Raw genomic sequence first — 24796 nt, forward strand, 5'->3', positions numbered from 1 at the left:
GGTATTTTCCCTCCAGAGCTGTTGTTAGCTGTATTGTAATACAACAGCATCTGTTTTATAAAAGTTTGTTATAACACATGACGACGCATTATCATTCTCTCTCGCCGTTTCTCTGCCGATTACTCCTTTTTTCGCTGTATTCATACATTTTCGAAAAAGAATCTCTGTTGTAACACACGCATCTTAAATCAACAGGTTAAACAGGTAGGGATCATGCGTGATCTCCACGTAGCCCACTCCATGCTGCTTCATCCGGCCAATCAACGGCTCGTAATCATCCTTGCATTTCAGCTCGATTCCTACCAGTGCCGGACCGTTCTCCTTGTTGGTCTTTTTTGTGTACTCAAAGCGGGTGATGTCATCATGCGGACCGAGCACCTTTTCCATGAATTCGCGCAATGCCCCCGCCCGCTGCGGAAAGTTCAGGATAAAATAGTGTTTCAGTCCTTCATATAACAACGATCTCTCCTTGATCTCCTGCATCCGGTCGATGTCGTTGTTGCCCCCGCTGATCACGCAGACGACATTCTTGCCGACGATCTGTTCGCGGTAAAAATCCAGGGCAGCAATCGAGAGCGCACCTGCAGGCTCCACGACGATGGCGCTGCTGTTGTACAACTCCAAAATCGTGGTGCATACCTTGCCCTCCGGCACCGGCACGATGTCATCCAGTACCTCCTTGCAAATCTCCATCGTCAACTGTCCGACCTGCTTGACAGCGGCCCCGTCCACAAACTTGTCGATCTCATCAAGTGTTACCACATCGTTTTTTTCCAGCGCCGCCTGCATGGAGGACGCCCCCGCTGGCTCCACTCCAATGATTTTTGTCGCAGGACTGATCCCTTTTACATACGTCCCGATGCCGGCAGCCAAACCGCCGCCGCCAATGCTCATAAAGACAAAGTCGGCAGGCTCCTCCATGTCGTTCATGATCTCCAGACCGACTGTTCCCTGTCCGGCTACCACCAGCGGATCGTCAAAAGGATGGACAAAGGTGCGATCCTCCCGCACACAGTACTTCATCGCTTCGGCAAACGAATCGTCGAAGGTGTCACCGACCAGCACGACCTCGACGAAGGAGCCGCCAAACAATTTTACCTGTGATACTTTTTGGCGCGGTGTTGTGGTCGGCATGAAGATCGTGCCCTGGATTTGCAGATGGTTGCAGGAATACGCGACTCCCTGTGCGTGATTGCCTGCGCTGGCACAGACAACACCTCTGTCCCTCTGCTCCTGGTCCAGGCTGCGGATAAAGTGATACGCCCCCCGGATTTTAAATGAACGGACCACCTGCAAGTCCTCTCGCTTCAGGTAGACATTGCAGCCGTAGCGTTCGGATAACAGCTTGTTTTTTTGCAATGGCGTCTTTTCCACTACGTCCTTCAGGGCGTGGTTGGCGACGACAATTTCCTCAACTCTCACTGGGTTCATGATGGGTATTTCCCCTTCCTGTCTATCCTGTTTCTCTCTACCAAACCAAAAACAAAAAGCTCCCGCCCCGCCAGCCGCGCTTGTATGCGCATGGCTGGCTGAGGCGAGAGCATCGCGGTACCACTCAGCTTCTCTGCTTCTCTCACGAAAAACAGACTTGAGAAGTTCAACTGGGGAACTCCCGTCCGGTAACGGGGACGAATCCGTTGCCCTTTACTTTTCCGGCATCATGCTTCACCCGGTTTTCGAGGGCACTGCTCCAAGGTGATTTTCAAAACAGGCTGGCGGCCCTCCTTTCAGCATCTGGAAGGCTCTCTGCACGCTGTATCTGTTTCTACTCTTCCTTTTCTTCGCAATGAAAGACGAACTATTCGAATTAGTTAACCATTCTACGGGCAAACGGACTCGTTGTCAATGACCTGTCCTTGCAATATCGCGGCTTCCTGGAACCTATTTGTTGAACGAGCGCTCCTTCATTTCCATACAATGTTTGCAAACACCAAGGTGATCATGTGTCGAACAGGAAATGGAAGTTCAAGAAATTGCTTCGCAAACGTTATGGAAGAGAAATCTGGATCGTCAAAAGACGGGACGGGACAAAAGGGTACCTGAAAATACCTTTTATTTCCAATAAAAACAAGTATCGTCTCTTAGTAGCAAATGAATACATCGCTGCCTATCTTGCACGCAAGCTTGGACTCCCCGTCTCCAAGTTGAAGGAGATTTCCGTAAAAGGTCCCGGTCGGATAAAAAAACGCGGACTTCTATCCATCAAAGCAAAGGCCAAAGAAGTGATTCCATGGAAAAAAGCCCAATTCCACAACTCTGCCCAGATCGAGAGAAAAGTAAAAAAGGCGGAGCTTTTGGCCCAATTGATCGCTTTCGATGCCTGGATTCTAAACCTTGACCGCACCAATCACAACCTGATTCTGCATCGCAATCACCCGAGACGACGCTACAATTGGTACCTGATCGATCACGGCATCGCGTTATTTGGATCGCCAAGCAAATGGAAAAAACGCTGGTCCAGAAAAACATACAAAAAGCCGCGTGCGTATGAAACGACCCTGCATTCCAAAAAAGCGCGCAGGTCTCTTACGCTTCGGTTCCCTAAAGGCTTGAAAAGGTATACACTCCAGCATCGGTCCTACACGGAGGCGATGGTCCAAAAAATTTCCAGTCTATCCAAGCGGGAGATTGACAATGCGATCAAGAAAGTGCCAAAAGGCTATCTGAAAAGGGCAGAGAAAGCCTTCATCCGAAACATGTTGCTGAAACGGCAGAAACATATTCAACAAATCATGGAAGAGATTTTTACGAAATTGCAGCAGCAAACCGTAAAAAAGAGCAAGACACGTAAAAATGGGCCATACCTCGAGTGAAATCACTTTGAGGCATGACCCATTATTTACACAGCAATACCCTATACTGTCTCGTAGATCGCTTCGTAGCGCTTGCCGATTTCTTCGTCGGTCAGCCCAGCGTCACGCAGGCGCTTGATCAGCGCGTTTGCCCAGATCTCGGTGCGTTGCGCCATTTTCGCGTATTTTTTCGCCTCTTTTTCCTTGCGCTTGGCACGGTCTTCACCGTTGGACTTGAGGTTGTCGAGGATGAACAGCATGTGCATGGTGTCCTCTTCGTTCAGCTCTTGCCAGTTGTCGTTCAGGAACGCAACCACTTTTTTATAATAACCGTCAAACTCGTCGAAGGAAATCTCTGTATCCATATTGAGATATTCTTTCATTTTGTCAAATAGCTCTTGCATCTAGTGTCACAACTCCCTCATCCATTTCTTCCGGACTATTATATCAAAAAGGAGTCTGCACAGGAAGTTGCCATTATTTTGCGGCTTTGCTCATAATCGTATCCGAAAGGCATCTTAATTTGCTACAATATAATAGTGGGCGCTTAAGCCCCTATCCTTTACTAGGGAGAGTTTGCCATGATCATCCAGTTCATTCGCTTGCGATAATAATAGCTGTGTTGTATAAGCCCATCTTTTTTTCAAAAGGATGTATGGGTTTATTTGTTCATGCCTTTTTTAATCAAACAAACGAATGAAACGAGGAGATCCGCAATGAGAGAAAACATCCACACCATCAATGGAATTCAGATATGTTCAGAGAGCTTCGGCAATCCCGCACATCCAGCGGTCTTGCTGCTCATGGGAGCCACTTGCTCCATGGTCTACTGGGATGAGGAATTTTGCCAGCGCCTTGCCGACACCGGGCGTTTTGTCATCCGCTACGACAATCGGGATACGGGCCGCTCCACGACCTATGCGCCTGGAACAGCAACGTATACCGTGGCCGACATGGCTGACGATGCAGTTGGCGTGCTGGACGCATACGGGATCGAGCAGGCACATCTTGTCGGCATGTCCCTCGGCGGAATGATCGCGCAAATCATAGCAGTCAAGCATCCGCAAAGGGTTCGCAGCATCACTTTTGTTGCATCCAGCTTTTACGGATCAGATCTTACATTGCCTCAAGAAGATGTGCCTCCCATGGATGAGCGTATCCTCGCATACCATGCGAAAGGCGCTGCACTGGACTGGTCAGACGAGGAAGCTGTCGCAGATTATCTCGTATCGGGATCGCGTTTGCTGTGCGGCTCCAAGCATACGTTAGATGAAGAACGCGCCTACAAGCAGGTAAGAGCGGAAATCAAGCGGGCGAACAATCTGTTGAGCATGTTCAACCACGCCCTGCTGCAAGAGGACCATTCCTACGTCGTCAAGGTGGAGGAGATCCGCATGCCTGCCCTGGTCATTCACGGCACAGAGGACACCATCCTCCCCTACCCCCATGGAGTTGCCCTCGCCCGTGAGTTAAAAGACGCTACACTGCTCACGCTGGAAGGCACAGGCCACGAGGTTCATCCAGACGATTGGGATGCGATCATCGCAGCAATAGCGAAGCATACCTCCAGGTAACCATATTTAGAATTGCAGAAAGGGCTGCACATTCGGATTTTCCGGATGCAGCCCTTTTTCTTTTGAAAATCGGAAATATCGTTATAATAGTAGGATATCGAAGCTAGAGGTGAACGGACCGATGAAACCGCAGCAAAAAGAACAAGAGACGCAAATCCGTGTCGGCCAGCAAATGACTCTGACGATCAAAAGCCTGGGCATCAACGGCGAAGGCATCGGCTATTTTAAACGCAAGATCGTCTTTGTAGAGAAAGCATTGCCCGGCGAGGTCGTGCATGCAGAAGTGACAGAGGTGCGGGAAAAGTACGCAATGGCCCGCCTTTTGCGAGTGGTCGAGAAATCCCCCTCCCGCGTAACGCCTCCCTGCCCTGTCTACGAGGAATGCGGCGGATGCAGTCTGCAGCATATGGATTACCAGGCGCAGCTTGCCAGCAAGCGCGAGATCGTGATCGAATCGCTGCGCAAATACGCCAAGCTCCCCGATCCCCCGGTAGCTCCTATCATCGGCATGGACAATCCCTGGTCGTACCGCAACAAGGCGCAATTCCAGGTAGGCAGACAGGATGGCAAGCTGGTAGCCGGACTCTACCAGGCAGGCAGCCACAAGCTGGTCAATCTCGAAAGCTGTCAGGTGCAGCATGAGGCGACGACCCAAATCGTGCAAGCAGCCAAACAGATTATCGAGGAGCTCGGCATCTCCTCGTACGACGAGAAAAAGCGCAAAGGGGTCATTCGGACCATCGTTGCCCGTGTGGCGTTTGCGACAGGCGAGACCCAGCTGACGCTGGTCACGGCGACACCGGAAATCCCGCGCGTGAAGGAACTCGTGCTGGAGCTGCGCACTCGTCTCCCCCAACTGATCGGGATTACGCAAAACGTAAATCCGCAAAAAACCTCGCTCGTCTTTGGCGAGAAAACAATCACGCTTTGGGGCAAGCCCTCCATCGCGGAAAAGCTGGGAGATCTGTCGTTCGACCTGTCCGCCCGCGCCTTTTTTCAATTGAATCCCGAGCAGACGAAGAAGCTGTACGAACAGGTGAAGGCAGCGGCTGGGTTGACAGGAACGGAGCTCGTGCTGGATTTGTACTGCGGGACCGGAACTATCGGGCTGTGGCTTGCTCCTTTGGCGCGTGAGGTACGCGGGATCGAGATGATCCCCGAGGCTGTCGAGGATGCTCGCCGCAATGCTGAGCGCAACGGCGCGGACAATGCCAGCTTCCATGTCGGTAAAGCAGAAGTGCTGATGCCCAAATGGGCCAAGCAGCAGGGAATCCGTCCTGATGTCGTCGTGGTGGATCCGCCAAGGACGGGGTTGGATGATGCGTTGATTCGGTCGCTGTTGGAGGTGCAGCCGAAGCGGATCGTGTATGTTTCGTGCAATCCGTCTACGCTGGCGAAGGATATCGGGAAGATGCTTGGGCAGTATGAGCTGGTGAGTGTGCAGCCGGTGGATATGTTTCCGCATACGGCGCATGTGGAGTGCTGTGTGTCGCTCGTAAGGAAGTAATGATTAGGAGCCGCATTTACCTTTCATTAAAACTGATAGAGCCTAAGTGGGGTCACCGCTTGGGCTTTTATTATCAGATATTATAGAGGCAAAATGAAAGGTGTTCAGGAAATGGAAGGGAATTGAGGGGATTTGTCGAACTATGATTTAGTGATTCGATAAAATTGAAGTGGAAATAAAGGAAATGTGATCTACCGTACCGAGTCATTAACTGGTTTATAATGATTAAAGATTGAGAGGTGCTAGAATGAGTAGATTAATAGATAGCAGTATAACTATATATGAGGCATTGCAAAACATTAAAAACGGCAAGTTTGTTATGCCTGCATTTCAAAGACAGTATGTTTGGAGCATGGAGCAAATTGAAAAGTTGTGGGACTCCATTCTGCTTGATTACCCAATTGCCACATTCCTGTTTTGGCACGTGAACGATGACAATGTGACCTGGGATACATACTTCTGTAACTTCCTGTCTGAGGTAACGTTTGATAGCAGAAAACAGGCAGACAGCGTAAATTATGAATTGACCAGCATAGATGTGAAGATTACTGATACTGCGGTATTGGACGGACAGCAGAGATTGACTTCTCTGTTTCTGTCCTTGTTAGGAGGTGCCTATATTCGGCAAAAACATGCAAGGAAGCAAAATGGTGGTGGATTGGTCACAAAGCTATTGATTGAATTGAATAAGAATAAGCTGACAGTTGATGAAGAGGAATATAATAGTAAAAAGTATGACATCAAGTTCAGTGAAAAGGTAGGCAAGCTGAGTCCGACACAGTTTGAAATTAAGAGTATTCTAGACGAGAAATTTCAGGATGGATCAACCAGAGACCAAGCTATCGATGAAGCCATTGCCAATGTTCCGGCAGACAGTAAACAGTATGCAAGGGATATACTGAATAAGCTGTATAATAAGATCTTTGTAGAAAAGCTGATTCGTTTTACAGAAATCCAGGACATGAAACAGGATGATGCCCTTGAGATGTTCGTAAGATTTAACAGCGGTGGCAAGGCACTCCGCAAATCGGAAATAACGATGTCCATCCTTGAGGCATATTGGCCAAGTGCAAAGACAGAGTTCGGAAAACTACTTGTGGACTCTTATGCTGGATTCGGTTCGGATTTTATCATCCGTTCTGCACTTATGCTTTACGGTGATGTTGTAAAGTCAAATATTAACAAGCAGATTGCAGAGGAACTGAAGAATAACTGGAGTGCTTTCAGAAAGGCACTAAAGGATCTGGAAACCGTGCTGAAAGGCATGAAAATCGAGGTCAGCCGTTTTTCAAGCAGTTGGAACGTACTGTTACCAATAATCTACTTTATTTATTATAACCCGGAATATAATAAAAACCTTGATGGCATTCGTGCTTATTTGATTAGAGCGGTTCTGTTCACGTATTTCCAATCTGGCACAACTAGCAAACTTCAACAGATGAAGAGTAACATCAACAGCTATGATTATGAAATCAATGTGGATATGCTCAACCAGATGAATGAACTCAGAGTAACTGACGGAAAAATTGAAGATATACTCAATGCAGAAAAAGGCAGTAGAGTTGCTGGAGAGGCACTATATTATCTGTCCCTTGACTGGATGAACAGGAACTATAAGTATGAGCAAGACCATCTGCATCCATATGACAGATTTGAAGGTAACAAGCCTGTGTCTGTTTCTATGGAAGATTGGAAAAGGTGGCGTGGAAATCGTAATCGACTACCTAATCTACATTTGCTTGAAGGCAGAAGTAATGGTAGCAAAAATGATATGCGACTCGTTGATTATTATAACGATATGAACGATGAACAAAAGGCTGAATTTTATAAACAGGCTATGATTCCTCGAGATGTTTCACTTGAAATAGAAGACTTCGAAAAGTTTTATGAAGCAAGAAAATCAATACTTGCAGAAAAGATACGTGAGTTGTTAGTGTGATACCTCTGTTCCATAAAATGCCCATGTTTTTGTGTGATTTAGTATTTCTAAGAGCCCATGCCGAGATAGTATGGGCTCTATCGATGTTATCTATTGGAAATATGATACAATAGTAAAATATGACTAAGGTTATTATAGATGTTGGGAGGAAACCCGGAGATGCTACATTCAAGTGAAGTGCCACAAGCCGACATTTTGTCGGATGTTATCAGAACTGTAAGCTTTGTGCAACAACATCGAGGTGCAAATTATGCCATGATTGCAAGGCATATTGGTAAAGGGGAAAGACAAGGGAGATATTACAGACACGCAGCTGAATTATTAGGTCTTATTAATAATCATCAGAATTATGCTTGGATCCTCCCTGATGGTGAACATTTCCTAGGTTTGAACCCTCAAGAACAAATGGACTATTTGCGGCAACGCGTACAGGGCATCAAGGTGTTTGAATTGGCAGAGCAATTAATTCGTTCCAATCCAGGATGCAGCGAAGAAGATATTGAACAAATGTTGATTGACGAAGGTATAACTATATCAACCGGAGACCGTAGAACTAGCACAATTGTTAGCTGGATGGTTGATTTGAATATTATAAGACTAACAGGAGAATCGCTATATATCAGATAGAATTCATATTTTCGTGATTTTCTAAAGGGTGAGGCGATATCCTTAGTGTCGCTCCACTCTTTATTTTATGTGGTGAATAACCCAAGAGTATATTAAAATATAGAAAGGTATGTCTTGTGTCAATAGAATTGAATTGGTGGTGCTTTTATGAGTTCGAAGATAATTAACTTAAATACTAACAGGAATTTACCAGTTAACAAACCAATATTAAAGTGGGCTGGGGGTAAGCAGCAGCTCTGGTTTGAGATTGAAAAATATATACCTTCAAATTATAACAAGTATATCGAACCGTTTGTCGGAGGAGGAGCTATTTTTTTTGGTCTATCTCCTGAAAAAGCAGTACTGTCAGATACTAACCCAGATCTGATCAATCTTTATGAGGTAGTCAGAGATAATGTTTCAAACCTGATCGATATTCTTGGTAATTATCATAATGATGAAGAGTTCTATTATTTTATTCGTTCTCAAAACCCTGAAAAGTTAAGTAAGTTGGAACGCGCAGCGAGAACAATGTTTCTCAACCGTACTTGTTATAATGGATTATACCGCGTTAATAAAAAAGGTGAGTTTAATGTGCCTTTTGGTAAGTATAAGAATCCAAAAATATGCGATGAAGCTACCTTAATAAATGCAAGTAACGCTCTTAAAGGTCAGATACTCGTTTGTGATGATTACCTTGAGGTACTTAATCAGTATGCATCAGAGGGTGACGTCATTTTTCTTGATCCACCTTATATTCCCGTATCACAGTATGCAGATTTCAAAAGGTACACGAAACATTTCTTTGACAACGATGATCATAGGGACTTAGCTGAAGAAGTAAAGCGTCTGTATGAGATGGGTTGTACAGTTATATTGACCAACTCCAACCATCCTCTTGTTCATGAGTTATATAGTGACTATAAAATTGAGATTCATCAGACAAAGAGATTTATTAATTCAAAAGGCAACAATCGTGTAGGTGAAGATGTTATCGTGCTTGCACAACCAAATAGGAAAAGTATTCGTGTTATTAAGCCAAAAGTACCTGAAAATCAAATGGAGAAATTCCCTGGGACTCGTTATATGGGCAGCAAACAAAATCTAATTGGTTCCATCTGGGACATTGCTAAGCAGTTTAAGTTTGAGTCCGTACTTGATGCCTTTAGCGGTAGCAGTGTGGTTGGATATATGTTTAAAACCAAAGGTAAAAAGGTCATAACAAATGACTTTATGAGTTTTTCATCGAATGTAGCAAAATCGATTATTGAGAATAATAACGTCCAGTTAACCGTTGAAGATGTCGATTCTCTTTTGATTAAAGGAAATGGTTCAGGTTTCATCCCTAAGACTTTCAAAGGATTGTACTTTTCGGATGACGAGAATATCTTTATTGACGATCTAAGAGCAAGGATTGAGATGCTGGATTGTCCTTATAAGAAAGCTATTGCGATTGCGGCTATATGCAGAGCATGCTTAAAAAGACGCCCAAGAGGAATTTTCACGTATGTTGGAAACCGCTATAACGATGGTAGAAAAGATTTACAAAAGAGTGTTCATCAGCATTTCTTAGAATCAGTCAAGTTATATAATGAAGCAGTTTTTGATAACGGTCAACTTAATAAATCCTTAAATGTTGATACTATGGAGCTATCGGCTGACTGTGACCTTATCTATATTGACCCACCATATTACAGCCCATTAAGTGATAATGAATATACAAGAAGATACCATTTTCTTGAAGGGGTATCAACGATGTGGGAAGGTTTAGAGATTCAGTGGGAAACAAAAACCAAGAAATTCAAGAAGTATTCAACCCCTTTTGGAAACAAAGATGGAGCTTACGATGCTTTCGATCAGTTGTTCAAAAAGTACCAAAATAGCATTTTGATGGTTTCGTATTCCTCAAATGCTTTTCCGACAATGGATGAAATGGTTCACCTTATGAAGAAGTATAAAAGGAATGTTGATGTACATCAGATCGAGCATCGATACTCGTTCGGAAATCAGGCTCATAAAGTAAATGATAATCGAAATCAAGTGCTTGAGTATATCTTCGTAGGTTATTAAGGGGTGGTTTATCGTGGGAACTGCGTGGCACTTTGGGAATACTACGGTTAGGAATCCACAGAGGATTCGTGATGGTTTGATTGTATTACAGAACTCTACATTAAATGGTAATTTAATAGGTAAACCGCAAGAGCTTTTGTTTGCAGAAGCCTTAGATAATGCAGGGGTTGTAGTAATCGCAAACAAGGACAGGGATTACAGCGATCTTGGTCGTAAATGGAGGGCGTGTTTTTCGCAGCTTGGCTTTATAACTCATAAATTTTCAAGAAATGTGGGTACTAATGAAGTTGATGGTGTAATTAGAGAAGTCCAAGCGGACTACAACACTTCAGGCTTGTCAGGTAAGCCATACGAAATCACTGCAAGTGGTCGAAGAATGATTAATGCAGAGAGTGTTCAACAGCAAAATGAGTGCATGCTAAGGGCGCTCTTAGCATATCAGATACCGTCAGCAATTGAGCCGAGGAACGGGGATTCTCCTTTTAGTCCACTTGTATTTATTCTGCAAGTGCTAGTAAAGTTATCCACCCTGCAGGATTCTCGTGGATTGTCGAAGACTGAAATGGCTTTAGTCCAGGTGTGTAGATACCACAATGAGGTAGAGCAGGTTATCACTCAAATATACAACTTCCGTGACAATTATGATCAGGCAGTCGGACGTGTCGGTAAAAGGCAACAGGAAAGACTTCTTTTGGAACATATCGCGTCGAGTGCGGGGGTTAGTTGGGAATCGCTACGCGATTACGCTGATGTTAACTTTCGATATCCACGGTTAACAGGTCTGGTTTCTTTGCAAGGTAAACGGTTGGTTATTAATCCAACTAAACTACCAGTAGTAAATGCAATATTAAGAAGTCACCGCTTGATTGACATCGACAATCAAAATGCTTATCTGACGAGGCTTTGGAAAGGTGCAGAATTACCTACCGATAATGAAGCGAATGCGCTTGAAGAGATAGAGCGGTATAAATATATATTGTTGGATGCAGGCTTTCAGGTTGATTCCTTGCCTACGGTATCAACTGATATGCAGGTAGCTGAAATAAACCTTATCCGGATGAAATATGAGGAGATATACCAGTTACACTTGGAAGAGCGCTTCGCAGCTGATCAATCAACTGCTAGTCAGGTGAAAGAGATTATTGCATATCTGAGGAAGCTCGATAATCAGGCTATAGGTGACGAGTTTGATATTGAGATCGATGATGCTCCATCATTCTTTGAATGGGCAGTCTGGAGAGCTTTCTTAGCAGTTAATAATTTAGTAAACAAACCACACGAAGCCCGAAGGTTTAAGGTCGATCAGGACTTCTTTCCGATTTCATGCGCATCGGGCGGTGGTGCGGATATGATCTTCGAGTTCGAGGATTTTGTACTTGTTGTCGAAGTAACCTTAACTACTTCTTCGAGACAAGAGGCAGCCGAAGGAGAGCCGGTTAGAAGGCATGTAGCGAAAGAAAAACTGAAATACCAAGCACAAGATAAACCTGTATATGGTTTATTCCTAGCTAGAAGTATAGACAACAATACTGCTGAAACGTTCAGAATAGGAGTTTGGTATCGTGGTGATGAGCCAGACTTCATCAATATTGTACCTCTTACTTTAGCTCATTTTATTTTGATTATGGAAAAGTTTGAGTCAAGTAGATTTGAAAATCGACATTTCAGAAGTCTATTAGATGGTTGTTTAATACCTCGTAATGCACATGCTCCAGCTTGGAAACGTGAAATTGAGAAAAATGTTGCATCTTTCGTGAGCTGAATATGAGTCTTTATATGTACGACGTTGCTCTATCTTTTGCGGGGGAAGATAGAGAGTATGTTCAACAAGTAGCTGATATATTGCATGAAATCGGTATTAGAGTATTTTACGATGTTTATGAAGAAGTGGATTTATGGGGGAAAGACTTATACACACACTTAGATGATATCTACCGTGTTAAATCGAGGCACTGTATAATGTTTATCTCTAAGTATTATAAAGAAAAACTCTGGACAAACCATGAAAGAGCTAGTGCTCAGGCTAGAGCATTTATTGAAAAATCAGAGTATATATTACCAGTTAGATTTGATAATACTGAAATTCCTGGGATTAGACAGACAACAGGGTACTTGGATTTGAATAAGTATTCCCCGGAGCAATTCGCCACTTTGGTAGCAAGGAAAGTAAAGCCAGATTACGACGTTGACTTATTAATTGATTATTTGAAGAAATGGTTAGTGCATTATGAGATTAATGTTGTGGGAACAGAAATCGAGTTTAAATGTGAGGCGGAAGAATATTATGGGAAGTTTCCGTTACGGTTGTTACTAGATATGTATAGGTTAAATCAACTTGACCACATGTTTCTTCATCCTTCAATAGTCCCGTGGTAGTCAATTTGATATATGGAATATTAGCAATCTTAGAACGAGAAAGTGCCTCAAAGGGCATCGTCTCCCTTCATGTTTGATAAGGCTCCAAGGTTAACTCTAATAAAATGTAAAATATTTACAATTTATTAGTTGAGCAAAATTTGCCGACTTAATTTCTTTATGTTAGTATACTTTATCTTGTGTTTCGCTTTACATTAAAAAAACGCTCTTTTTACTGCAGTTTATCTCGTTATCATGGAATTGGCACGTTCCAGATGCTGCTCTGCCCTTCCATATACGCTTTATTTAAAGGGTATATTTTGACGGAGTTGTACGACTCCTTTTGTGATTTTTAAATTGGTGTACAGATGGCGTGATGGCGACTCTGATTGACGAGTCGTCTTTTTTCTTTGGTAAGGGTTGGTCTGCGGGATGTTCAGATCTCTCGTTATTTGATAGAATGAATTTAGAGATTGTCAGATGTTGTCGACTCCCTTCAAAGGGGTAATATTATCGCGGAGAGGAGCGATCTCGATGTTGCATGTTGTGAAGGAACGGAAGAATGCGGTTGTTCAGGTTAGTGAAATGGTAAATCCTGTTGAGGCGTTATGGGAGATCGAATTACTATATGGGAAGCATGTAACCGTCAAGTAGTTTTGAACACTTTTTGCTCATTAAGTTTGAACACTTTTTTCTCCGAAAATAGAGCTCCTGTATTTGATTCTGTAGCTGTCTTCGTTTAGTTGGATCACTTCCACTCTGTGAAGCAATCGATCTAATATAGCCGTCGTAATTCCTTGATCACCTATTAATTCTCCCCACTGTTCGGGTCCTTTGTTGGATGTTAATATGATTGAACTTCGTTCATACAGGTTGTTTATGAGGTGGAAAAATAGGTTTGCCTCCCTTTGATCCATTGCCATATACATGAGATCATCAATAATGACCAAATCGGATTCGTTTATTCTTTTAAGCTGCGTTTGTGATTTTGTGAGGTACTCTTGGGTTTTCAATAGATGGATCAACTCTCCCATGGTTGAAAAGGTAACTTGAAAACCCTTTTGTATCGCTTCTAACCCAAGTCCAATTGCAATGTGGGTTTTGCCCACTCCTGGAGGACCAAGAAGGATCAGATTGTACTGTTGTTCTAGCCAATTCAGTTCCTTCAACTGTTTGATTTGGCGGGAACTGATTGACTTTTGCTCATCGATCTGAAATTCATCCAAGGTCTTTTGATAGGGAAACTTGGCCCATTTCAATCTCCTCTCCGCATTTTTTGCTTCTCTCCGTTTCAATTCATAGGTTAAGAGTTCTTCTAGAAATTCCTGATAGGTCCAAGAGAATTTTTCAGCTTTACGAAGGAATTCAGGCAGTTCATTGGCTGTCTCCGCCATCCGAAGATGGCGGAAGTAATTTTGCATGGTCTGTACGGTGCTGTTCAACGTCAAATGCCCCCTAGTATTTTTAAATATTTATCCATTTCCCTCGTTGGTGAAGTGGCTTGTAATGCGGAGAGGTTGCGGAAGTTGCTTGGTATTGCTTGATCGAAACGAGGTTCTGAGGAGGGCTTGGTATCTTTTAGTCGGGAAAGGTGCTGTGCAACATCCCGGAGGTCATTTGCACTCCATAAATGGTCTTTTACACATACATCCAAGGCTTCCTCAATATCAGGTTGGAAATGGGTGATGGCATATTGAACGATTTGCAAATGATCACGTACATACCTCGGATACCGAACGCTTATCTCATGAATAAACAGCATTGCTTTTTCTTGATCGTGAAATTGGCGGATAATGGTCTCCTTATAAGCATGAATCCCTTTAGATCGATCACGTGAGTGCTGTCTACTTTTTATAAGCTCTCCTTTTCCGTGGCAAAGCCGATGTCGTGCAAGAACTTCTCCTTGCGGAGTTGCTCTGACAATCAGTTCCTCTTCATGAATCTCGATAAATACTTGATTCTCTCCCCTTGGACGGTATGTCCCTAAAGGAAGGGAGTACCGATTGGATTTATATTTAATCACATTGTCCTTATGGACAGTTCTTGTTATACTGGATCCACGGTTGCTCTCGAAAGAGAGCAGGGGAGAGACTGGCTTCAAGTGTTGCTTTTCGAGGGCGTGCACTTCAACCGGTCTCTTTTTTGTTGTATGGTGCACATTGTAATTGCCTGTCCGTGATAGCCAGGCCAGAGACCGTTCGTTCCATGCATCGATATTGGAGAAAACCCTGTGTTTGGCAAAGTTTCTTTTCACGAATTTCACTACGTTTTCTATCTTGCCCTTACTTTGCGGATCTGCCTTGCGGCATAAATAAAGGCGAAATCCACGTTCTTGCTTATAAGACTGAAATTCACTCGTCAGGATAATGTCTCCTGCATTTTCACTTACGGTGATCAGGTGATCTTGGTCATAAACCAATTCCTCTGGCATTCCTCCGAAAAATACGAATGCGTTTTCATGGCATCTGATTGCATCCCTTGTGGTAAAGGGTCTGCTTTGCCACTCTACATACTTGAAACGGGAGTGGGAGAGAACAAAAGTGATGAAGTATAATCTCACGTCCTTTTTTTCCATATTTTTAACCGTGACTTCTCCCCAATCCACTTGAGCCTGTTGGCCCATTGGCAACTCGTCCACTGCTTCGTGATCACGAATATGTACAATTTTCGGAATATGGTATATTTCCCTTAGCTCACTAACATAGGATCGAACTGTGCTTCCTCCAATCTTAATGGAAGGATATTTCTCCTTTAACCAGTCCTCGACCTGAGAAGAAGACAGATCTGGATGTTCATGTAACCAACTGAGAATCCTATCCCGGTAGGGATTCAACTTTTTGCTTCTGTTACCAAGGGAATTGACCCAATCTGATGCCTCCTCAAAAGTCATATCTAGATATTTATAGACCGTGTTCCTCGACAGATCCAATTTCCTTGCGATGGCTGCCACCTTAAATCCTTGCTCTTTTAATTGATGAACCTGAAGATACAACAGTAATTTTTCCACCTTTCCCATCCCCCAGCCAAGCTATGTTGAACAAGTAATCATAGCTTAACTGGGTTACCAAGTGAAAGAAAAAAGTGTTCATTTCTATTTGGCGGATACTGTTGAATTTAGTTTAGCAGTTACACCAAGTCAGCAAAGAACGGACTTTCAGCTACTCCATGCTCACTGCCACGATCCATAATAATCATTTGATGAGTAAGGTTATCCCTTTGGTTTTCTTTTTGATCGAAGCGATGATCTTATTTCTGACCATGTCGAGAATGATCGATTCTCAAAGAAATCAAGTGGGCATTATGAAGGCTTTGGGGGTGAAAAACAGAAGCATCATGCTTCACTACATGGGATACCCGGTACTGGTCGGTATCCTAGGCTCAATCCTGGGCTGTGCCATTGCCGCATTCGTTTTTGTTCCCTTCGTAACTGCGTCGAATGCAAAGGCCTACTCTCTGCCAGGCATTCAATTCTCACTTTCTCTTTTTTCAATCATTCCTCCCATCCTAATCTCTAGCGCGTTTGGGATGCTAGCCTGTTATCTTAGTGGCAGAACCATATTGAAAGAACGTGCGGCTCAAGCGCTCCGTCCTAAACCGCCAAAAACGACGAAAAAGATACTCCTCGAAAAAATTCCGGGTATCTGGGGTCATATTCCTTACAGCTACAAGCTCATTCTAAGAAACCTATTCCTACATAAACAAAAAGCGCTGGCGAGCTCCGTAGGCGTTGTCGTAAGCACGGTTTTATTGATAACAGCTTTTGGGACTCAATCTGCCTTGCAAAAAGTAGCGGACCAAATTGAAGCTGTTTATACCTATGATCTAAGAGTGGATTATAAAATAGGAGCATCCCCGAATCCTTATCAGCTGCCCTCCGGTATGAAAAACAGCTATTTTTTATCCACCTTACCTATTGAATTCATAAAAGGTAATGAAGCCGTAAAGGCAGATGTAGTGGTGACGGAAAGAAATACCTCTCTCATTCATTTCTTTGACGAAAACGACAATAAAATCCATCTGCAAAATAACGGAGCCCTGGTACCCAAATCCTACGCCGATAAGTATCAGATTGCGCAAGGGGATCTCCTCACCATTACGTTTACTGAACCGGCGCTGAAAAGGAAAACTGTTACGATGAAGGTCGTACAGATATCTACTCAGTATTCGAATCCATCGTTTACGATCACAGCTGATTATTTACAAAGCCTTGGCCTAGATTACCGTCCAACCACGCTTGTAGTGGAAGCAAATAGCTCGACAGATCTTAGCAGCATCCGCAACTTCTTTGAACAAGATCCTCAAGTAGAGGCCATTGCTGGTAAGACGGATCTAAAGAAATCAGCTCAGTATATTTTGAAGCAAAACAGTTTTATCTTTATCATGTTTATCATTTGTGCTGTCATCCTCTCCTTTGGAGCCATCTATACGATTTCGTCCATCAACATTTATGAAAGGAATCGTGAGCTTGCAACCCTTAAAGTATTAGGCTATCAAAAATATAAAATAAACAGGCTGATATTTTTTGAAAACATCATCCTAACCGCATTTGCGGTAATCGCAGCTTTACCGATTAGCGGCTATCTGTATGCAAATGTCGTAAAGGCACTATCTAGCGCCCATCAACAAATTCCGGATAAGCTTACCATTTCCGTTATGTTGGTATCCGTAATTCTGGCCTTTTTGCTCACCATCCTATCTAACTTTCTTCTTAGAAAAAAAGTCACGAAAATAAATATGATTGAATCATTAAAGAGTGTAGAATAACGGAGAAAATGAAAGGGGCTAACGATGTAGCCCCTTGTAGAAATTAATAGATATTATATACATTTTCACATTCTTCTCCGGTCGGCTGATAAAAACAATGAAGCTTGTATCGTCCTACGTGCGGCTGATTATACCAGGTCGGCGGACACGGCTGAGGAGCAGCAGCTGTTCCCGGACGAAAATACCAGAGGGCGTATTTGGCCGGCCAAAACCGCTCGCCATTCACAACCCGTCGCGCCAGACGGCGTTCTTTGTCTCTGGCCCTTTGGTAGTACATGCCATGTTGCAGAGCCTCAAACGCATGCGGCTGGTTGATCATTTGGGGAATCGTCCGGATCCCTTTAAAGTCAGAGCAATTCGCTCTTATTCGGTTAATCCCAACGTTTCCTACAAGGAGCATACCCATTTCGCCTTCACCTTCAGCTTCGGCTCGAAGCAATCTGGCCAACATGTCAATATCATTTTTCCTGGCTTTTACGACTGCCATTGGCTCACCTCTTTAGATTGTTCTAGGCCATCATATTGTAGGTGAAGCGGAAATGTTACGTTGCACATGTGCGGGCTACGCGGGAAAGTAGCCCTTTTTAAATATTTCGTACCATTCATTCAATTCGTCGCCTTCTAATACACCCAATCTCTCCAAGATATGTCTTGAAAACTCCAGTGCGCCGCTTCCATTCGCGGTAATCAGATTCCCGTCAAGGACCGACTGACCATCTACATAATGTTGATCTCCACTGTAATTCGGTGCTCCTTGCTGCAAATAAGGCAACGTATTGCCTGTATGTCTATGATGATCCAAATATCCATGGCTTCCTAAAAATGTGGTAGCATCACAGATCGCTGCGACAGGAATTTCCTTGCCAACACAATAGTCGACAATGACTTTCGCTTGCTGATTCTTTTCTTCTCTCCATCCCGTTCCACCAGGTATGATGAGCATGGCGATATCGGAGTCAGGATTGAATTCTTTTACGGTGTAATCTGGAAGGACCGTTAGACCCCCCATCGAAACCTTGGGTTCCTGGTCAATCGCGATTGTCTTTACACGATATCCTGTTCCTGGCTTGTTTAGCTCTGAACTGACGTAACTTGCCTCCCAATCAGCAAAACCATCCGTTATAAAAAGTAACACTTCTTTCAAAGTGAGTCCCCCCTAGTAGAGTATTTGTATATGTGAATCATAAACCACCTTCACTGACAATCATGGTCAGGAAAGATAAGTATTCTCTGATTATTTTCGACTCGGCCGACGACATTCAGGTATCTGCCCTGATTTTCGCTCGGCTTTTCTTTTTCATCCAGGATGCCGTGATTCGCCTGAGGACAACATTCATTTTTTATTCTTGAAACTTGGTGTATCGTCCAATGCAATTTCCTGCATTCTTCATACGATATTGCGATCATGATCAAAGGAGGATTAATATGGCCCAAAAAATGAGTGTTAGCCCACGATTCAGAAGACTCTGTGCCCAATTTGGAAGAATCCTTGGCGGTGAATCGGAAATTGAGGCAGGTCCTGTTTGTTTTGTCACGCGAATGACGAACTTGCGGGCGACGATCCTGGGTAGAAGAACGCGCTCCCCTTTGGTTCAAATGCAAATGTTCTCGTTTGAATCTCTTGATAGTACGGGGCGCGCTCTTTGTTTGGGTGAGACTGCCGTCCATCAAAATCAGGTAAATCGATTGATGTCAAACCTCCGTAAACGCGGGATAAAAGTCACTGCGGTTCACAATCACTGGCTAAAAGAAACTCCTCGTCTGATGTATATGCATTGGGAAGCCGTTGAGAATCCGATTGTATTTGCTAGGAAAACCAAAGAATCCATCGCATTCTTGGGTTAAGGAAGCGGTATGACTATCATAATGCGAAAGGATGATTTCGTATGGCGGCACAAGTGAAAGCAAGTCCCCGTTTTAGAAGACTATGCAACCAATTTTCAGCCATTTTAGGCGGAACTGAGCATGAAATAACAAAGGGTCCGGTTTGTTTTGTCACCAGAAACAGGAGAATTAACGCCGCCATTTTAGGAAGACGTACAACATCACCATTGGTCCGGTATCAACTGTTCTCCTTTGAATCATTGGACAGTTCAGGTCGCGCACTCTGTTTAGGAGAAACGGCCCTCTTCCAAAACCAAGTAAATCGATTACTGTCAAACCTTCGCAAAAACGGGGTCAAAGTAACAGCAGTCCATAATCACTGGCTGTTTGATAACCCGCGTCTGATGTATATACACTGGGAATCTATCGATAATCCCATTGCATTTGCAAGGAAAGTGAAACGTTCTATTGCTTTCTTAGGGTAATGTTAAAGTATTGTACAAAGATGAAAGTGTTTTCATTGTTCTCTATGAGGGGTTATCACCCCTCTTTTTTCTTTTTATCATTTTCTATTCCACTTCTCAGAGCGAAGGATTCTTGAAAAAAATGTTAAAATAATGCTAGACGAATCATTTGAGGGGGGATGACAGCATGTTCATCGTAAACGTAGAAGGTGCGATCTGTCAGGATGAGAAATGGCTTGTGATTACTCGAAGCAGTAAAGAAGAACATGCAGGCGGGACTCTATCTCTTGTCGGAGGAAAAGCAGACGTGGAAGGGAACACGCTCGACATCCTGGAACGAACCGTAAAAAGAGAGCTGTATGAAGAAGTTGGCATCAATATAAAAGATGCTGTCACTTTTGTGTATAGCTCCTCGTTTGTGACAGATGATGGATGCAACGTGATCAACATCGTCTTCCTCTGTGAATATGACAACGGTACCGCACATTGCAAAAGTCCCGATGAGGTTGATGCCGTACATTGGATGACCTACGACGAAATCATGAATCATCCTAAAGCTCCTCCCTGGACAAAAGAGAGCATTAGAAGAGCCGCATTAGCACGGAAATCATCATAAAGAAGCGATTCGCCGGATATCGAAGCTGTGACGGCATTTGAAAGGAGAGAATCAAATTGAATATCCGAAAAGCAGAAGCTCATGAGGCTAGTTATTTAAGCGATCTTTCCTTTCGTTCAAAAGCCTACTGGGGTTACAGCGACGAGTTTATGGAAGCTTGTCGGGACGATTTAACCGTTTCTCCAGAATATATCGCATCTTCTCTCGTCTATGTTTTAGAAGATAGAGAAACTATAAAAGGTTTTCTGGGTCTGGAACGAGAAGGCGATTCATGCTTGCTGAAAGATTTGTTTATCGAACCGGAAGCGATCGGCAAGGGATATGGCAGAGCGTTATGGAGATATATGCTCGTGGTCGCAAACGATTTGGGTGTTCATAAAATTACGATCCATAGTGAACCCCATGCAGAAAATTTTTACCTTTTAATGGGGGCAAAGCGGGTTGGAGAAATAGAGTCGACGGTTTTCCAAGGTCGAACATTGCCCTTGCTAGAGATTGACATCGGGAATCAATTGTAGCACGTCAACCAGTGAACTTCCCGCGCATGTGGAGTGCTTTAACAGATAAACCAAACTGGGAGGTTTTGCTTTGCATGCAGAACGAGAAGATAGCCAGCATTGTCTCCACCTTCCCCTGCTTTGCCGCTATTCCTCTTGAACAATGGCAGAATACAGAGGCAGCCGTGATCACGCTGCCCGCCCGTCCGGTTATCGAGGAAGGACATATTTTTCAACATGCCTCCTTCGTTTTAAGCGGAAGTGTGCGAATCTACAAACTAAGCCCAACTGGGAAAGAATTGACGCTGTATCGGGTAAAAAGAGGGGAAGTATGCGTCATTATGATGGCAAGCATTCTCGGGGAAACAGGCTACGAGGCTATTGCGGAGACGGAAGAGGAAACGGAATTGCTCGTACTTCCCGTCGCCTTGTTTAAGCAATGGATGGATACATACAAAGAGCTCAATCAATTCATTTATCGTCTTTTCATCAAGAGAATGATTTCCGTTACCAGTCTTATTGAAGATATGACATTCCTGCCGATGGATCGCAGAGTAGCGGAACTGCTGCTGCGCAAGACGAATCCCCATTCCGGAGCACCTCTTTATATCACCCATGAGTCATTGTCCCTGGAATTGGGGACAGCAAGAGAAGTAGTCAGCAGAGTGCTGAAGGAATTCGAGCGGCGTGGCTGGATTCGATTGGGGCGAGGCAAAATTTCGATGCTGAAACGCAGCGAACTGGAAAAACTGTCTCAAGTAAAGTGACGATGTCACAGAAGTGGATTGTTTTCATCTCTTACACTAAACACAGGAGGGATGAAAACGATGAAAAACGTTGGTGTATGGGATCGTATCATACGGCTCATATCGGGAATGGCTCTCTTGTCTATGCTTGTGTTTGTCAATGGCACCTGGAAATACGTAGGGTTCCTCGGGATTCCACTGATCCTGACCGGAGTGCTAGGCATGTGTTTGGTCTATCGAATACTGGGCGTGCGCACATGCTCCGCCAAAGCATAGCCAGAGGAGATGAATGAAATGAAACCCTACTATTCCCCGGATCATTTACGACGGATTCCCGATTTAATGAAAGCAAGCCCCGAGACAGCTGCATCTTATCTGCATTTTGAGAAGCAAGTCTATCAAACAGCAAATGCATTGCCGCAAAAGACAAAAGAATTGATCGCGATCGCCACGGCCCATGTAACGGGATGCCCCTATTGCATTGATGTACATGTAAAGAAATACAAGGCTCTCGGAGGGACCATGGAGGAAATCGTGGAGTCAATTCTCGTTGCGGCAACAACCCGGGCCGGAGCAATCCTCAGCCACGGTGTCAACGCGCTGCTATCCTATGAAAAAGAAGAGGCAAGTACGCCTCCGCATGGAGCTCAATATGGGCCCGAGTGTTTTTGTTGAGAAAGAATACGCCATGGAAAGGGGCAAAAGATTACGCCCCTTCCTTATACAAACAAACCTGACAGGGAAAAATAACCAGTAAATCATCGCATGTAAGCTTGAGGAGGATCGTGATGACTGACACCACGTTTGTATATGTGATTTACATGGCAACGACGCCTGAAAAGCTGTGGGAGGCTTTGACAAGCAGCGATTTTACGGAAAAATACTTCTTCGGCAGCAAGATCGAATCCGATTGGCATGAAGGCTCCACTATTACTTATTCAAGGAACGGACAGGTTAGCGATTACGGGACCATCCAGAAGTGTGAGCCATATCGCCTGCTTTCTTTTACATGGACGTATGTGGCGGATCAGGCCTCCCGCGAGCGACCGTCCCTGGTTACATTTGAGCTAAAACCAATGGATTCCACAACAGTGAAACTAACCCTGAAACATGAAAATCTCGTGCCTGCCGACCTGGTAGATCAAGAAGATACCTTCGAAGGTCTAAACAATGGATGGCCCGCCATTCTAAGCAATTTGAAGAGCTTGCTCGAGACGGGAAGAACCTTACCTCCCATATCCCTATAACGAAAGAGAGTTGATCCAGTATGAACAACCTTACGAAAATGAAGATCGAAAAACCGGCTCATGAAGTATTTGAGGCGTTTGTTGACCCGGCAAAAATCGGAAACTTTTGGTTTTCATCCAGTTCTGCAAGATGGGAACAAGGGAAGATCGTTACCCTGAGATATGATGAATACAATGCTGAAGGAGATATAAAGATCCTGGAAATCGAGATCGATAAAAAAATCGTGTTCGAATGGGTAGGGTGGGAAGGTCATATCGTTACGATGACTCTTTTAGAGCTGGAGCCTTCTACTACGATCATTGAAGTGAACGAAGAAGGTTTACAATGCTCCCATAGGCTGAGACACGGGAGCGTGATAAATAAGTTATAATGAAGCCATGGAAAAACGGAACCGATATACCCCAGAATTTAAAACGAAGGTCGTGCTTGAGGTTCTTCAGGAAGAGCAGACCGTGAATCAAATTGCCGCCAAATATGAGCTGAATCCGGTGATGATCAGCCGGTGGAAAGCCGAGTTTCTTGAGCGAGCCTCGATGGTGTTCGAGAAGGGAACCAGTGAAGCGGACAAACTGAGAAAGGAGTACGAGAGCAAACAAGAACATCTGGAAAAGCTGGTCGGTCAACTAACCGTGGAGATCGACTGGCTCAAAAAAAAATCTGGCCTTAAATAAATCCGTCAAAGAGCGCCAAGCCATGATTGAGCGCGATCATCCCACAATTAACATTAAGCGCCAAGCTTCTTTGTTAGGTGTTAATCGTACAAGTGTGTACCGCAAGCCCGCAGGAACGGAGGAGAGCGCTGAAAACATTCAAATCATGCACGTGATTGATGCCATCTACACCGACAAGCCCTTCTTCGGGTACAGGCGGATCACCGTCAAACTGCGGGAAATGGGTTTCAACGTCAATCGCAAACGTGTACGGCGTCTGATGAGACTCATGGGGATTCACGGAATCCATCCACAGCCCAATTTGAGCAAGCGACTGCATGCAAAGTACGTTCGCCCTTACTTGTTACGGGGACTGGACATCCATCGCCCCAATCACGTTTGGGGAGTAGATATCACATACCTTCGCATGGGGAAAGGATTTATGTACCTGTTCACCATCATAGACTGGTTCAGTCGCAAGGTGGTTGATTACGAGTTGTCGAGCACGCTAGAGAAAGGGTTTGTCATGACCTGTCTGAAACGAGCATTTCGTCGCTGTAAGCCAGAAATCATCAACAGTGATCAAGGCAGCCATTTTACGAATGCAGATTATCTCAATCTGTTGGCAGAACATGAAATCCAGGTATCGATGGATGGCAAGGGACGTGCGACGGACAATAGTCGTACAGAACGATTCTTTCGAGCTTTAAAGTATGAATGTATCTATCTGAATGAATTTGAAAATCCACGAGAATTACGGAAAGGCATCAAACGGTACGTCACGTTCTACAATACGGACCGTCCTCATCAATCTTTGGACTATGCAACACCAGACAGGATTTACTACGAGCATGTAACATCGGTAGCATAGGCAGCTTTACATGGAGGGGCGGGCATGATAGGCTAGTTAGCCTCGCGATGCTAGCTTACTAGCCATCGCCCGATCGCGAGCAGTCATGCCCGCAGAGGCTCCATGTCAAGCGGCCTTCGGAACTGTACCACCATTCAAAAAGATGGGAGGACATAACTTATTTTCGTTCTCAAAGTGTCTTGACAAAGGGGGGCATTACAGTTTTCAAGAGACGGATGATGCGTTGCTTACTGAACTCGTAGACAACAAAGAGGGTTGGGTTTATATGCTAAC

The 24796-nt window shown here is 44.1% G+C and carries 25 protein-coding genes and 1 other annotated feature; of the genes, 19 read left to right on the plus strand and 6 right to left on the minus strand.

What is annotated here, in order from left to right; genetic code table 11:
• Window positions 1–183 precede the first annotated feature (183 nt).
• Window positions 184–1431, minus strand: coding sequence for a threonine ammonia-lyase IlvA (gene ilvA / locus T458_RS37840; RefSeq protein WP_023556241.1), 1248 nt, complete (start codon window positions 1429–1431; stop codon window positions 184–186).
• A gap of 96 nt (window positions 1432–1527) precedes the next feature.
• Window positions 1528–1791: a binding site (T-box leader), on the minus strand.
• A gap of 152 nt (window positions 1792–1943) precedes the next feature.
• On the opposite strand from ilvA, the gene T458_RS37845 reads away from it, so the two are divergent.
• On the plus strand, window positions 1944–2813 hold the full coding sequence (locus T458_RS37845) for a HipA family kinase (protein ID WP_023556243.1): 870 nt from the start codon (window positions 1944–1946) through the stop codon (window positions 2811–2813).
• Between the two features lie 41 nt (window positions 2814–2854).
• On the opposite strand, the gene T458_RS37850 is transcribed toward T458_RS37845, so the two are convergent.
• Window positions 2855–3196, minus strand: a complete 342-nt coding sequence (locus T458_RS37850; RefSeq protein ID WP_023556244.1) for a hypothetical protein — start codon at window positions 3194–3196, stop codon at window positions 2855–2857.
• Window positions 3197–3508: 312 nt separating this feature from the next.
• Between T458_RS37850 and T458_RS37855 the strand changes: the two genes are divergently transcribed.
• The 7 genes from T458_RS37855 (at window position 3509) to T458_RS37880 (ending at window position 12864) form a co-directional block, all read left to right on the plus strand.
• A complete protein-coding gene (locus T458_RS37855; protein ID WP_023556245.1) occupies window positions 3509–4366 on the plus strand; it encodes an alpha/beta fold macrolide esterase in 858 nt (285 codons plus the stop codon).
• 121 nt (window positions 4367–4487) lie between these two features.
• Window positions 4488–5873 (plus strand): 23S rRNA (uracil(1939)-C(5))-methyltransferase RlmD, encoded by a 1386-nt coding sequence (rlmD, locus tag T458_RS37860; protein ID WP_023556246.1) that lies wholly within the window; start codon window positions 4488–4490, stop codon window positions 5871–5873.
• 247 nt (window positions 5874–6120) lie between these two features.
• Window positions 6121–7812: a DUF262 domain-containing protein gene (locus T458_RS37865; protein ID WP_023556247.1), complete on the plus strand. Its 1692-nt coding sequence runs from the start codon at window positions 6121–6123 to the stop codon at window positions 7810–7812.
• A 159-nt stretch (window positions 7813–7971) separates the two neighbouring features.
• A complete protein-coding gene (locus T458_RS37870; RefSeq protein WP_023556248.1) occupies window positions 7972–8439 on the plus strand; it encodes a DUF7226 domain-containing protein in 468 nt (155 codons plus the stop codon).
• 147 nt (window positions 8440–8586) lie between these two features.
• Window positions 8587–10488: a Dam family site-specific DNA-(adenine-N6)-methyltransferase gene (locus T458_RS37875; RefSeq protein ID WP_023556249.1), complete on the plus strand. Its 1902-nt coding sequence runs from the start codon at window positions 8587–8589 to the stop codon at window positions 10486–10488.
• Window positions 10489–10564: 76 nt separating this feature from the next.
• Window positions 10565–12250: an AlwI family type II restriction endonuclease gene (locus T458_RS0128660; RefSeq protein WP_171819362.1), complete on the plus strand. Its 1686-nt coding sequence runs from the start codon at window positions 10565–10567 to the stop codon at window positions 12248–12250.
• Between the two features lie 14 nt (window positions 12251–12264).
• The gene (locus T458_RS37880) at window positions 12265–12864 is read left to right on the plus strand and encodes a toll/interleukin-1 receptor domain-containing protein (RefSeq protein WP_023556250.1); all 600 of its coding nucleotides are present in this window, start codon (window positions 12265–12267) and stop codon (window positions 12862–12864) included.
• Window positions 12865–13517: 653 nt separating this feature from the next.
• Here the strand turns inward: T458_RS37880 and istB are convergent.
• Together istB and istA are read right to left on the minus strand one after the other, a co-directional pair.
• Window positions 13518–14285 carry an IS21-like element helper ATPase IstB gene (istB, locus tag T458_RS37885; RefSeq protein WP_023555913.1) on the minus strand — a complete coding sequence of 256 codons (768 nt, stop codon included), beginning with the start codon at window positions 14283–14285 and terminating at the stop codon, window positions 13518–13520.
• 2 nt (window positions 14286–14287) lie between these two features.
• Window positions 14288–15838 (minus strand): IS21 family transposase, encoded by a 1551-nt coding sequence (gene istA / locus T458_RS37890; RefSeq protein ID WP_144083832.1) that lies wholly within the window; start codon window positions 15836–15838, stop codon window positions 14288–14290.
• A 203-nt stretch (window positions 15839–16041) separates the two neighbouring features.
• Here istA and T458_RS37895 point away from each other — a divergent pair, with 203 nt between their 5' ends.
• A complete protein-coding gene (locus T458_RS37895; protein WP_436967336.1) occupies window positions 16042–17607 on the plus strand; it encodes an ABC transporter permease in 1566 nt (521 codons plus the stop codon).
• Between the two features lie 43 nt (window positions 17608–17650).
• Here T458_RS37895 and T458_RS37900 read toward each other — a convergent pair whose 3' ends face one another.
• Complete coding sequence (locus tag T458_RS37900; RefSeq protein ID WP_023556253.1) at window positions 17651–18094, minus strand: cell wall hydrolase; 444 nt, start codon at window positions 18092–18094, stop codon at window positions 17651–17653.
• A gap of 75 nt (window positions 18095–18169) precedes the next feature.
• Complete coding sequence (locus T458_RS37905) at window positions 18170–18751, minus strand: type 1 glutamine amidotransferase family protein (RefSeq protein WP_023556254.1); 582 nt, start codon at window positions 18749–18751, stop codon at window positions 18170–18172.
• Between the two features lie 281 nt (window positions 18752–19032).
• Between T458_RS37905 and T458_RS37910 the strand changes: the two genes are divergently transcribed.
• From T458_RS37910 to T458_RS37955, 10 genes are all read left to right on the plus strand, one after another.
• On the plus strand, window positions 19033–19452 hold the full coding sequence (locus tag T458_RS37910; protein WP_023556255.1) for a DUF1259 domain-containing protein: 420 nt from the start codon (window positions 19033–19035) through the stop codon (window positions 19450–19452).
• A 41-nt stretch (window positions 19453–19493) separates the two neighbouring features.
• Window positions 19494–19916, plus strand: a complete 423-nt coding sequence (locus T458_RS56425) for a DUF1259 domain-containing protein (protein WP_023556256.1) — start codon at window positions 19494–19496, stop codon at window positions 19914–19916.
• A gap of 166 nt (window positions 19917–20082) precedes the next feature.
• A complete protein-coding gene (locus T458_RS37915) occupies window positions 20083–20511 on the plus strand; it encodes an NUDIX hydrolase (protein WP_023556257.1) in 429 nt (142 codons plus the stop codon).
• A 56-nt stretch (window positions 20512–20567) separates the two neighbouring features.
• On the plus strand, window positions 20568–21029 hold the full coding sequence (locus T458_RS37920; RefSeq protein WP_023556258.1) for a GNAT family N-acetyltransferase: 462 nt from the start codon (window positions 20568–20570) through the stop codon (window positions 21027–21029).
• Between the two features lie 74 nt (window positions 21030–21103).
• Window positions 21104–21775: a Crp/Fnr family transcriptional regulator gene (locus tag T458_RS37925; RefSeq protein WP_023556259.1), complete on the plus strand. Its 672-nt coding sequence runs from the start codon at window positions 21104–21106 to the stop codon at window positions 21773–21775.
• A gap of 60 nt (window positions 21776–21835) precedes the next feature.
• Complete coding sequence (locus T458_RS37930; protein ID WP_023556260.1) at window positions 21836–22030, plus strand: YgaP family membrane protein; 195 nt, start codon at window positions 21836–21838, stop codon at window positions 22028–22030.
• Between the two features lie 18 nt (window positions 22031–22048).
• Complete coding sequence (locus tag T458_RS37935; protein WP_023556261.1) at window positions 22049–22429, plus strand: carboxymuconolactone decarboxylase family protein; 381 nt, start codon at window positions 22049–22051, stop codon at window positions 22427–22429.
• Window positions 22430–22542: 113 nt separating this feature from the next.
• A complete protein-coding gene (locus tag T458_RS37940) occupies window positions 22543–23001 on the plus strand; it encodes an SRPBCC family protein (protein WP_023556262.1) in 459 nt (152 codons plus the stop codon).
• A gap of 20 nt (window positions 23002–23021) precedes the next feature.
• On the plus strand, window positions 23022–23372 hold the full coding sequence (locus T458_RS37945) for an SRPBCC domain-containing protein (RefSeq protein ID WP_023556263.1): 351 nt from the start codon (window positions 23022–23024) through the stop codon (window positions 23370–23372).
• Window positions 23373–23379: 7 nt separating this feature from the next.
• Window positions 23380–24523, plus strand: a protein-coding gene (locus tag T458_RS37955; RefSeq protein ID WP_423236789.1) for an IS3 family transposase whose coding sequence is annotated in 2 segments (ribosomal slippage) — window positions 23380–23651 and window positions 23650–24523 — 1146 coding nt in all. Because the reading frame shifts where the segments join, the coding sequence is not laid out codon by codon here.
• Window positions 24524–24796 lie beyond the last annotated feature (273 nt).

This window comes from Brevibacillus panacihumi W25, from assembly GCF_000503775.1.
GTDB classification, from domain to species: domain Bacteria; phylum Bacillota; class Bacilli; order Brevibacillales; family Brevibacillaceae; genus Brevibacillus; species Brevibacillus panacihumi_A.